The organism is Acinetobacter sp. 226-1 (genome assembly GCF_030329325.1).
Classification (GTDB): Bacteria; Pseudomonadota; Gammaproteobacteria; order Pseudomonadales; family Moraxellaceae; genus Acinetobacter; species Acinetobacter sichuanensis.
Genome location: NZ_JACANU010000004.1, coordinates 41,542 through 53,903, shown reverse-complemented (window position 1 = coordinate 53,903; position 12,362 = coordinate 41,542). Strand labels below are relative to the sequence as shown.

Sequence of the window (12,362 nt, the reverse complement as noted above, 5' to 3'; positions counted from 1 at the left end):
TTATATGGGTGATTGATCTTTATTTTTTAGATAGACCCAGATTTATCAATAAAATTTAAAAATAAAAAATAGATGCATACATGATTTGACAAAAATCACTTTATCATCAAGGATGAATTATTCACTTCATCAGAGTATAAAAAATGTCAAATCAACACTATATATATCAACCTGATGTACTGGGTACAGGCTATGAACAAGCGACTTTAAATTTTCCTGATGACTATGAAGGCAAAGTCGTTGCAACTTTAGTGCGTAAAAAAGCACACCAAACCACACCCAAAGCGGTGTTATATACTCATGGTTTTATTGATTATTATTTTCAAAAAGAAATGGCTGAACAGTTTAACCAACATGGCTATGATTTCTATGCGCTAGATTTAAGAAAATATGGTCGTTCTCATCTTCCGCATCAAAAATTTTATTATATGCTCGACCTCCAAGAGTACGATGCCGAAATCAGTGAAGCATTAAAAATCATTGGGCAGGAAGGTCATGATCATGTGGTGCTTGCAGGACATTCAACAGGTGGTTTAACCGCAACACTTTATGCAGCACATTATCCAACACATCCACTGATCAAAGCATTATGGTGCAATAGCCCATTTTATAACTTTAATATGCCGCGTTGGAAAAAGAAACTCGCTTTGCCAAAACTGAGTGCCTTAGGTGGACGCTTCCCAAACTTAAAATTTCCAAGTGAGCTAAATAAATGGTATGTCACAAGCCTACATAAAGACCTCAAAGGTGAATGGGACTTTAACTTAGACTGGAAGAAAAAAACCTATCCAAAAGTGTATTTAAGTTTTGTTCATGCAATTTTTGAAGCACAAAAAGAAATTCATACAGGCGTCCGAGTTGATGTGCCAACATTGGTGATGCATTCACATAAAACCACAAACCCAAAAAGATTTAATCGTGACGCGCAAACAACTGATGTAATTTTAGATGTTAAAGGCATCCAAAAGTATGCAAGTAAATTACAAGGTGATGTCACTGTAATGACAATTCAGAATGGTTTACATGATTTGGTCTTATCTGCTCCAGCAATACGTGCAGATGTATACCAAAAACTCTTTTCATGGTTAGCACGAAAAGAGCTTTAACTAAGTCGTATTTATAGCAGATCAATGCTCATCTTTATATTTCATGAGCATTTGATGTGCTGGATGTTCTATAGGTGTCAGTTCAATTAAACGTTCTACAGCATCAATCGCTTCTGGAAAATGCGCTAAATGTTTCAGCAAAGCATCAGGTTCATTGGCTTTAAAAATAGCTTCGCTTAATCTTGACTCTAAACAATCTCGCCATGCACAAAGAAATGGGCTTTCCGTTTTCGCAAGAAATACACCTTTACACAATTTTAGTGCTGAGTCGGTATAGCCCGAATCTAGAGCATTTTCTGCTTGTAAAAAGTCTGCTTCAACATGTGCCAATAAGCGATAAGGACGTGAACCTAACATTCCGCCTAAAATCTCTCTAAGCTGCGACATTTCAGCTTTTAAGGTTCCCATACTCACTTTACGTTCACCATATAAAGCTTGGTGTAAACCTTCTAGATTCAAACCTTGTGGACATAATGCCAAGATACTGATGATTTCAATCTGACGAGGTGTTAGAACGACAATCTTGCCATTGAACAGCACTTGAGGAACAGCAAAAGCACGAATAAAAAGTTGCTGCTGTTGATAGCTCAATAAAGCAGATTGAATGATCGAAGCACAGCGCTCCGCTGCCAATAAACCTAAACTATTGTGATGACTCCAAGTCGTCGATAAATCAATGACACCTAAAACGTTTTTAGAATATGGATCAATCACAGGCGCTGCATAGCACACCCAATCGTGAATTGAATGCATATAATGTTCATTGGAAAATACACAACTTGATTGTTGTGTTTTTAATGATAAAGCTAAAGCATTGGTTCCAACGAAGTCTTCACGCCACTGCCCACCTTCCACAAAATGCACTTTTTCCGCAGCATTTCGCATATTGCCACTGGCAGCAGACCAAACAATGGTACTGCCAACATCACCCACTGCGATGACCATTGAAGATTGTTGTGCAATATGCTTAAGCTCATCGCCGCATTGATCCAGCGCAACTTCTAAAGCCCCTTTTTTCTTATTATTTTTTTGAATTTGTAAAGGTGCTGCTTCACGATCCATTGGAATATCAGCTTGCTTTGAACGCTGCCAAGAACTTGCAATACTTTGCCCAAGTTGATCTGCTTGATGTAAGGATAAACTACTACTTTGTCTAAACTTTTCGATTTGTTGACGCTTTTGCATTAAACTTTGCATATTCAACATCCTTTTACATCCGTTTAATTTTACATTCCATTTTACTTGTTCTTACCTACAGTGACATTGTTTACAAAATATCTAGGCTAGGTCAAGACATTTAATACCAAAGCGTTATACTGAATTAAAGTGTATCTAATTTTCTCAATCCACTCAGCAAAAAGAAAAGACTGCTAAAATTTAAATCGTATCGCAAATTATGCCTTTTTAACTCCAACCTTTTACCAACCTTTCACCTCATAAGCTCAGATCATCAAGGCAAACGACGATCACCATCGTCTTTTATATGTAACGTTAAAAATAAGTAAAGGGAAATTCTTATGCGCTATGCAGATCCAAATACTGAAGGTTCAAAAGTACAATTTAAAGCACAATATGAAAACTTTATTGGCGGCAAATGGGTTGCTCCAGTAAAAGGCGAATATTTTGATAATATCTCACCTGTTGATGGTAAAGCTTTTACCAAAGTACCACGCTCTTCTGCTGAAGATATCGAATTGGCTTTAGATGCAGCGCATGCAGCAAAAGCACAATGGAACAGCAGTTCACCGACGACACGTTCAAATATTCTATTAAAAATTGCAGATCGTTTAGAAGAAAATCTTGAGTTATTGGCTGTTGCTGAAACTTGGGAAAATGGTAAACCGATTCGTGAAACACTGGCAGCAGATATTCCACTGTGTATTGACCATTTCCGTTACTTCGCAGGTTGCTTACGCGCTCAAGAAGGTGGCATCTCTGAAATTGACGAAGATACTATTGCTTACCATTTCCATGAGCCTTTAGGTGTTGTTGGGCAAATTATTCCATGGAACTTCCCGATATTAATGGCAGCATGGAAACTTGCACCTGCTTTAGCTGCGGGTAACTGTATTGTCCTTAAACCTGCGGAACAAACCCCTGCAAGTATCTTAGTTTTAGCCGAACTGATTCAAGACATCTTACCTGCGGGTGTCTTAAACATCGTCAATGGTTATGGTGTTGAAGTCGGTCGCCCACTTGCAACCAATCCTCGTATTGCAAAAATTGCATTTACAGGTTCAACGGCAGTTGGTCAAATGATCATGCAATATGCCACTGAAAATATCATTCCAGTGACTCTTGAACTGGGTGGTAAATCACCAAATATCTTCTTTGAAGATGTCATGGATAAAGAAGATGACTATTTGGATAAAGCTTTAGAAGGTTTTGCCATGTTTGCCTTGAACCAAGGTGAAGTGTGTACTTGCCCTTCACGCGCGTTGATCCAAGAAAGCATCGCAGATAAATTCTTAGAAATGGCTGTTGAGCGTGTTAAACGTATTAAAACTGGTCATCCTTTAGATACAGATACCATGATTGGTGCGCAAGCATCGCAAGAGCAACAAGACAAGATCTTGGGTTGTATTGCAACAGGTCGTGCTGAAGGCGCGCAAATCCTCACAGGTGGTGGCGATCGTCAAGAGGTAGGTCAAGGTTTCTATATTGAACCGACCATTTTCAAAGGCGACAACAGCATGAAAATTTTCCAAGAAGAAATTTTTGGACCAGTTTTGTCTGTAACCACATTTAAAGATTATGACGATGCAATTCGTATTGCCAATGACACGATGTATGGTTTAGGTGCTGGTGTTTGGTCTCGTTCAGCGCATACGTCTTATCGTGCAGGTCGTGCGATTCAAGCAGGTCGCGTTTGGACAAACTGTTATCATATCTATCCTGCACATGCAGCATTTGGCGGTTACAAAAAGTCAGGTATTGGACGTGAAAACCATAAAATGATGCTTGATCATTATCAACAAACTAAGAACTTATTGGTGAGTTATTCAACCAAAGCAATGGGCTTCTTCTAAGTTAAACATATAAATTTTAAGTAGTTAAAGCGAACTTCGGTTCGCTTTAATTGTTTTTAGCTGTTATGAAATCAAAACAAATAACGATTATGACTCAACAGGTACTAAACTACTTTCCACAAAGTGCAAATGATCAACTCCCCAGAACATTTCATCATTCACAAACCAAGTTGGTGCACCAAATACACCACGATTCACAGCTTCTTCTGTTAAAAACTTCAGTTCATTTTTAACTTTTTCATCACTTAACCAAGTTTCAAGTTGCTCAACATCTAAACCTACCTCTTGAGCAACTTGCAGTAATTCACTCAACTCATTTAAATTACGAGGTTCACCAAACATTGCTTTAAAAACACCGTCTAAAACAGTCAAAAACTGTTCTGGTGCAAAAAGTTGTGTTGCTGTAATTAAACGCATGGCATTTAAAGTATTAATTGGAAAATTTGGATTCATTTTGACAGGAATATCCCAAAGCTTTACCCAACGATTTAAATCTAACATTGAATAACGCGCTTTTGCAGGTACCATCATTGGGCTATTATTGCCTGTAGCTTTAAATACAGCTCCTAACAAAATAGGTTTCCAAATAATCTCCGCTTGATATTGCTCAGCAATTTTTTGAATTTGATGAAAACCCAAATAACTATATGGGCTACCCACATCAAAATAAAATTCAATGATATTCATTTTTTTAGATTCCTTTTTTTATACTTAATTGAGTGTTGATCGCTGACCATATATTTTAAATCGTCATGCAATGTCATTACCACTTTTCAATCCAAGGGCGTAAATCTAACTCATGCGTCCAAGCATCTCTAGGTTGCTGTGCCAAATGCCAATAATTTTCAGCAATATGCACAGGATTTAAAATACCATCTTGATCTTTTTTTGCATAAAGATCAGGGAATGTGGTTTGAATAAATTCTGTATCAATTGCGCCATCTACCACTACATGCGCCACATGAATATTTTGTGGTCCTAACTCACGTGCCATACTTTGTGCTAAAGCTCGTAAAGCATGCTTTGCCCCTGCAAAAGCTGCAAAATAGGCTGAACCACGCATCCCTGCTGTTGCACCTGTAAAAATAATCGTTCCTTGTTGTCGAGTCACCATTCGTTTTGCCACTTCACGCCCAACAAGAAATGCCGCAAAACACGCCATTTCCCAAATTTTAAAATATTTACGTGCCGTTTCTTCTAAAATACTACATGGTACATTTGCACCAATATTGAAAACGAGGACATCAATTGCGCCGATATTTTTTTCAATATGCTCAATTAACTCAATAACCTGCTCTTCTTTACGTGCATCAGAGGCAAAACCGTAAGCCTCCCCACCTTGCTGCTGAATTTCATCAATCAATGGTTGCAATTTATCGGCATTACGCCGAGTCATACATGCAATATATCCTCCCTGCGCAAAACGTTTGGCAATTTCTCCACCTGTAGCATCACCAGCACCAATCACTAAAGCAACTTTTTTTCCCTGTGTTTTAGAACTAGACATTTATTTTTCCTTATGCACATTTTTTATAAAATAACGATCGTTACTATAACGATCACTATGTTATAATTTTTCAATAGCGTCAAGAAAAATTGAAAGGAATCTTATGCGTTATAAAACAGGTTATAAAGCACAAAAACGGCAAGAGTTATTGTCAATCAGTGGGCAATTGGCAAAAAAAAATGGTTTTGGTGCAACAGGTGTCGATGGTTTTATGAAAGCTGCTGGAGTCACTAGTGGTGCTTTTTATTCTCACTTTTCATCTAAAAATGAATTATTTAAAGCCCTAATAGAAAATGAGCTACAACGTAGTGTACATTTATGGCAAAAAAATCCACATCATGATGTAAAAGCATGGGTCGATTTTGAAATAGAACGTTACCTTTCTATTGATCATGTCCAGCAAGCTGAACATGGTTGTATTTTACCTGCATTGGCTGCTGAAATTTCACGCGCAGAGCACGATATTAAATCTCTTTATCAAAAAGAACTGCTACATGGACAACAGCTTTTCACAAAACATTTAGGCAATGAAGCATTAGCATGGGGCTTGATGTCACAGTTAGTTGGTTCAATCCTATTAGCACGTAGTATGCCTGACCTTGAAACCCAAGAGTCCATTTTAAAATCAAGTAAATACTTTATTTATCAAGCACTAGAGCAATATAAAAATGAATAAAAAAGCAAAAAAACAAAGAGTAATCAATAGAAATTGCATTTTAAATATGATTTAATTTTAAGCAATTAAAATGATTTTCCATATATTTTTCTACTAGATTGGTTTGAGTTTGTGAAAAGAGTTCAATAAAATTTCATACAGAACTCGCCGATTAAACACTTGCTTTATCGCCGTAATCCCTCATTTCTCACACGATAAGAATCCCAAATGAACTCAAATTTCCCTAAAACTGTTTATGCCATTCAACACCTTTCCTTTGAAGATTTAGGCAGTTTTGAAGATACTTTATATGAACATGGTTATCGTGTTCGCTATTTTGAAGCTGGTGTTGACAACTTAAAAAAAGCCTTTGAACACGAAGGTTTAACGATTATTTTAGGTGGACCCATTGGCGTTTATGAAACTGAAGACTATCCTTTTTTAACTGAAGAAATTCAATATTTACAACAACGTTTAGCAAAAAACTTACCCACTATTGGCATCTGCTTAGGTGCGCAACTCATCGCTCATGCTTTAGGTGCGAAAGTTTATGCAGGAGCGCAAAAAGAAATTGGTTGGAGTTCTCTTCAACTGATCGACCTTGCTGACAACCCTTTAACAACATTACAAGAAACTGCTGTATTACACTGGCATGGTGACACCTTTGATTTACCAGAAAATGCTGAACTCCTTGCAAGTTCAGCGCTTTATCCTCATCAAGCTTTTCGTCTTGGACAAAATATTTTAGCCTTACAATTTCATCTTGAAGTTACAGCAGAGAGTTTAGAAAAATGGTTAATTGGGCATACTTGTGAATTACGTAAAGCAGATATCAATATTCAATATTTACGTTCAGAAAATAAAAAATATGCAGTCAAACTAGAAACTAAAGCACAAGAAATATTGCATCATTTTTTACAAAATTCATCTCTGTCTTAATTCAAGCCTTATTTGAGTATGAGTAAAGTATTGAAGTACGTTTATATCGGTACTTCAATGCCTGTTTCATCTACCTAAACACATACCAAAGCAGATGATTCTGATTGCATTTTTTGATGCATATCCAATAATAAGTTTTGTGTTTTTTCCCAACCTAAACAACCATCTGTCACAGATTGACCATACATCATGTTTTCAGAAATTTTTTGTTGCCCATCCAGCAAATGGCTTTCTAGCATCACACCACGCACATGGCTTTCTTTACGCTCAGCAATAATTTGAGATAAAACTTCAGGCTGATTCAATGGATTTTTTGCACTATTACCATGACTACAATCAATCACCAGTGCAGGCAATAGACCTTGATGGCGCTCACGAATCGCATTGATTGTCTCTAAATCATAATTCGAGCCAGAGTTTGAACCACGTAAAATCAAATGCGCTAAACGATTACCTTCACTTTCTAAAACACAAGGTAGCCCATGTTGCCCCATCCCCATGAATTGATGAACATGTGAAGCAGATTGAATCGCATCTAAAGCAATTTGAATTGAACCATCTGTACCATTTTTGAAACCAATCGCAAATGGCATATGACTTGAAATTTCACGATGAATTTGTGATTCACTGGTACGCGCGCCAATCGCGCCCCAAGCCAATAAATCATCAAAATAACCTGTTGCCATTGGGCTTAGAATTTCACTGGCAATAGGTAATCCCATTTCAATAATATTTAAAAATAATTCTCTTGATTTTTCCAAGCCTAATTGTAAATTTGAAGATCCATCTAGATTTGGATCATACATGTAGCCTTTCCATCCAATTGTTGTTCTTGGCTTTTCGATGTAAGTACGCATGACTAAAAAAATTTGATCTGACACTAAATGCTGTAAGTTTTTTAATTTTTGAGCATATTCAAGTGCAGCCACAGGATCATGAATTGAACATGGACCTGTAATGACCATCAGGCGTGAATCTTTACCTGTTAAAATATTTTGTATGGTTTGGCGCTGTTCTGCAATTTGAGCAGCAAGAGATGATTGCAATGGAAATTGTTGTTTTAATTGAATCGGTGTACTCAGTTGTATTTCTGCCTGAGCAGTTTGTTGTAAAGCTTGATTTAACATATTCATCATTTTTTTCCTTAGGGACTTAAAGCCCTCTCTTTTATTTGAGCTTATGGGGTCTATTCGACTGCAAAATAGAGGTTACTGGCGTAAAGTTAAACCAATAAAAGTTACTAAAGTATGCGTAGTTAAATGTATTCATGAAGTTCTCCAAAAAATTAAAAAATATGTGCATAAAAAAACCTGATCGGGGTTGCCGATCAGGTATTAACTTTGAAGGGCAACTTTTTTTGCCCAAACGTATCTAGGCAATTATCTAAAGAATTGCCAAAAATAATAAGATACGTTATTGATCAAAGGTTTAACTAACATTTTATTCACATAAAAAATCTGTATAAATTTAAAATACTCGTTGTTTACACTTTTTACAAGCACTTTTTTTAAATTAATCATTTTTTATCCGAAGAGTATTATGACTTAACATTTCAACAACACAATCTGACTGAATTGCTTTACTAAATAGAAAGCCCTGTCCCAAAGTACAACCTACTCTTTTTAGGCTATCAAGCTGTTCTTGTGTCTCAATTCCTTCTGCAATAATGTCTAATGACAAGATTGGTCCTAATTGAGAAATACCTTGTACAATGGCGTGAATAGGCAATTCACTGTTCATACGATGTACAAAATCACAATCTATTTTTAAGCTATCTACAGGATAGTCATGCAAGTGTGTTAAAGAAGAATGCCCCGTACCAAAATCATCTAAGGCGATACGCACACCCACTTGTTTTAACTTATTTAAAGCACGTGCAACATAAACATAACCACGCTCAGCCAAAATATGTTCTGTGATTTCCACCTCGATCAAGTGATGTGGAATCTGTTGTTTTTCAAGACGTTTCAATAACGTTTCAGCATAATTATCGCGCATAAACTCGACAGGTGACGCATTAATTGAAACAGGTACAACATCTAAACCTTGCTCTAACCAACATGCAATATCATTAAAAATTTTTAAATGCATTGTTTCTGCAATTTTTGTTGCTAACTCATAATCATTAAATGCTTCAACAACTGTGCTTGGGAGTTGAATACCATGCTCGGTATCTTTCCAACGTAGCAATGCCTCAAAACCAATAATTTTACCTGTTTCTAAATTTACCTTAGGTTGATAATGTGGCTCAATACTGTTGTCACGTACAATTCTACGTGCTGTTTCCAACTGTTTGGCTTTTTTCAAGGTGATTTCTAACATGTCTTGATTAAAGAAACGTACACCACCACGCCCACCATCTTTTAAATTATTGAGGGCAGTATCCGCAAATTTGAGTAAATTTGAACTATCTTTAGCATCTTGTGGGTACATCGCACAACCAATGCTCATACCACCATTAATCAATTTACCTGTATATGTGATTGGGCGATCTAACTGTCTTAATACTTTTTGTGTTGCTTGTTTGAATGTTTCCAGATCACCTAATGTTTCAACCACAACTGCAAACTCATCACCACCTAAACGCGCAACATAAGTCTGCTCATCACAACTATGACTCAAACGTTTTGATAATATTCTGAGTAAATGATCGCCAGCAGGATGCCCTAAAGTATCATTAATATGCTTGAAATGATCTAGATCTATCAACATCAAGCCAACCATTTTTTTATTGGCTTTAGATTTTAATAAGGATTTTTTTAATCTTTGTTTAAAAGAACGGCGATTCATTAAACCTGTTAATTCATCACGTTCACTACTAATACGTAATTTATTTTCAGCGATACGTTGTAAGGTAATATCACGTGAAACACATAAAATACTGGTCGTTTGACCTTCGTCATTGACGACAGGCGTTAAAATATTGTCCCAATACTGACGAGCAGCACCCTCACCACTCATACCAGCAAAACGTGCATTTTTACCTTTTGCAGCCGCAGAAATCGCTATTTGCCCTTTATCTCGCACTTCAGGAGGTAAAAGACCTAACCATTCCATATCAAATTTTTTAACTTTTTCTTTACCTAATAACGCAATGCAACCTGAACGATTCATATGTGAAACCGTTCCATTTGGGCGGACGATTTTAATACAGTCCACACTAACATCTAGCATATCTGTATGCGCGCGCAATGAATCCGTCGTGTCACGTAATAACACTGCACGTTCATGAATATACGTACACGTAATGGTCCAATCAAATTGTTTAGCCGCTCTTGCATGACTTTGTGCGATTAGTAAAAACCAATGATATTGATCATTTACATCACGAATACGACATTCTTTTTCAAATTTTTGCCCTGTTTTTTGAGCGTGATTCCACAAATTATATAAATGTTCGGCATCTTCTTGATAAACACATTTTAGCCACTCACAATCCTGTAGAGATTGCTCCGTGCCTAGGTATTCTTTAAGCGCAGTGTTACCATAAACAGCATCTGCACGTTTGATCCAAACAAGATGAGGCAGTAAATCTAATGTTAGTTTAGCTTCATCACTGATGACCGTTTTTGCAGGAACAATCGTTGTTTGAGACGTATCCGTCTGACCCATTTGTGTCTCATGAGGCAAATCTAACCGAGCCATATACGATCCTTTTTGCAAAAACCTAGATTGATATATTTATCAACATTTCATATCACAATAGCTATCTGATCAATAGATATTTAAGTATCATATTAAACCCATATTTTTAAACATTAAAATTAAAAGCTTAAACTTTGATTTATAAAAAATAATTAAAGTTTAAAATGCGATACATTTTAGTTTAAAAAAGAAGCTTAATGACCTTTAATATAAAATGATTTTAAAAAATTGTATAGATTATCAAGTCGTTTTAATAAATTATATTTCTCATAAAATATAAAAACACTTAACAATAATTGCGAAATATATCACATTTACTTAAAATAAATTGATAAATTTAACTTTTTATTACTAAATTATGTAATAACAATGCATTATTATGATTTATTTAAAGTTTTTATATTTTTTATAATAAAATAAAAAAACCTAATTTCATTTAGAAATATTATATTTCACATGAAATTAGGTTTTTATTTAAATTAGAATTGATTATTTATACTAAATAATTCTTCTACTTAATTTAAATAGGCTTGAATAAAATTTAAAACTTTTTCGGGCTGTTCTGCATGTAACCAATGCCCTGCATTTGCGACTGTTTCTAGCTGAGCATGAGAAAATTGTGCCTCAATTGCATTTACATACAGTGCTTTTCCAATATAAGGCGAATTTTCACCTCGCACAAATAGTGTTGGTTTTGACCATTGTGGAATGTCTACCCATGACAAAATATCTTGGTAATGTGCATATAAGGCATCAACATTAAACAACCATTGCCCTTTATTGAATGATTTTAAAAGGAATTGAATCACCATTTCTTCTTTTAAAAATTCACGCATAATTTCTGTCGCTTCTTTTCGACTCTGAATAGCAGCATTTTTAACTGCAAATAAAGCTTTAAAAATTTGATCATGATGATTTTCTTGATAGGCAAACGGTGCAATATCTAAAATCACCAACTGTTCTAAGCGTTCAGCGGCAAGCTCTGTGAGTTTCATTGCCACTTTTCCGCCCATACTATGACCAATAACAGAAAACTGCTGAATATTTAAATGATCTAAGGTTTCTAAAATATCTTGTGCCATCACTTGATAGTTCATTTCACTTGAATGGGGTGATTGACCATGATTACGAACATCAATTTGCAAGACAGCATATGTGGCATACAAAGCACGTGCAATTCCACCTAAGTTACTCAAACTGCCAAACAGACCATGAATGAGCACAAGCGGTGTACGTTGTTGATCATTTTCAGGTTGATGCCATTGATAATTTAACAACATGGGAATTCCAAATATTTTCAAAATTAGATCGCTATTATGATCGCAATATCGCTGAACTTGAACAATATTTTATTGTATCTATACCGTAATTTTCTAATCTACATAAATCGATTAAAAGCAAAAATATGACTAAAATTGATCTTTTCCCTTAAAAAGTGCAAAATTTATCCACTATATAAACTAAAGTTGAAAGATTTATAA

Annotated in this window: 10 protein-coding genes; 4 read left to right on the top strand and 6 right to left on the bottom strand. The window is 35.7% G+C overall.

The features are described from left to right. Window positions 1–143 precede the first annotated feature (143 nt). A complete protein-coding gene (locus tag HX124_RS08920) occupies window positions 144–1,106 on the top strand; it encodes an alpha/beta hydrolase (RefSeq protein WP_286382313.1) in 963 nt (320 codons plus the stop codon). Window positions 1,107–1,127: 21 nt separating this feature from the next. Here HX124_RS08920 and HX124_RS08915 read toward each other — a convergent pair whose 3' ends face one another. After that, the gene (locus HX124_RS08915) at window positions 1,128–2,312 is read right to left on the bottom strand and encodes a sigma-54-dependent transcriptional regulator family protein (RefSeq protein WP_286382312.1); all 1,185 of its coding nucleotides are present in this window, start codon (window positions 2,310–2,312) and stop codon (window positions 1,128–1,130) included. A 311-nt stretch (window positions 2,313–2,623) separates the two neighbouring features. Here HX124_RS08915 and exaC point away from each other — a divergent pair, with 311 nt between their 5' ends. Next, a complete protein-coding gene (gene exaC, locus HX124_RS08910; RefSeq protein WP_107008698.1) occupies window positions 2,624–4,135 on the top strand; it encodes an acetaldehyde dehydrogenase ExaC in 1,512 nt (503 codons plus the stop codon). Window positions 4,136–4,222: 87 nt separating this feature from the next. Here the strand turns inward: exaC and HX124_RS08905 are convergent, their stop codons facing one another. Both HX124_RS08905 and HX124_RS08900 read right to left on the bottom strand, forming a co-directional pair. Beyond that, the gene (locus HX124_RS08905; protein ID WP_286382311.1) at window positions 4,223–4,822 is read right to left on the bottom strand and encodes a 2-hydroxychromene-2-carboxylate isomerase; all 600 of its coding nucleotides are present in this window, start codon (window positions 4,820–4,822) and stop codon (window positions 4,223–4,225) included. Window positions 4,823–4,898: 76 nt separating this feature from the next. Beyond that, window positions 4,899–5,642 (bottom strand): SDR family oxidoreductase, encoded by a 744-nt coding sequence (locus HX124_RS08900; protein ID WP_286382310.1) that lies wholly within the window; start codon window positions 5,640–5,642, stop codon window positions 4,899–4,901. Between the two features lie 103 nt (window positions 5,643–5,745). Between HX124_RS08900 and HX124_RS08895 the strand changes: the two genes are divergently transcribed. Then, window positions 5,746–6,318, top strand: a complete 573-nt coding sequence (locus HX124_RS08895; protein ID WP_286382309.1) for a TetR/AcrR family transcriptional regulator — start codon at window positions 5,746–5,748, stop codon at window positions 6,316–6,318. A gap of 207 nt (window positions 6,319–6,525) precedes the next feature. After that, window positions 6,526–7,236, top strand: coding sequence for a glutamine amidotransferase (locus HX124_RS08890; protein WP_107008694.1), 711 nt, complete (start codon window positions 6,526–6,528; stop codon window positions 7,234–7,236). A 74-nt stretch (window positions 7,237–7,310) separates the two neighbouring features. On the opposite strand, the gene HX124_RS08885 is transcribed toward HX124_RS08890, so the two are convergent. The 3 genes from HX124_RS08885 to HX124_RS08875 form a co-directional block, all read right to left on the bottom strand. Then, window positions 7,311–8,369 carry a 3-deoxy-7-phosphoheptulonate synthase gene (locus HX124_RS08885; RefSeq protein WP_286382308.1) on the bottom strand — a complete coding sequence of 353 codons (1,059 nt, stop codon included), beginning with the start codon at window positions 8,367–8,369 and terminating at the stop codon, window positions 7,311–7,313. Window positions 8,370–8,748: 379 nt separating this feature from the next. Beyond that, complete coding sequence (locus HX124_RS08880; protein WP_286382307.1) at window positions 8,749–10,881, bottom strand: bifunctional diguanylate cyclase/phosphodiesterase; 2,133 nt, start codon at window positions 10,879–10,881, stop codon at window positions 8,749–8,751. A gap of 515 nt (window positions 10,882–11,396) precedes the next feature. Continuing rightward, on the bottom strand, window positions 11,397–12,161 hold the full coding sequence (locus HX124_RS08875) for an alpha/beta fold hydrolase (RefSeq protein ID WP_286382306.1): 765 nt from the start codon (window positions 12,159–12,161) through the stop codon (window positions 11,397–11,399). Between the last annotated feature and the right edge of the window lie 201 nt (window positions 12,162–12,362).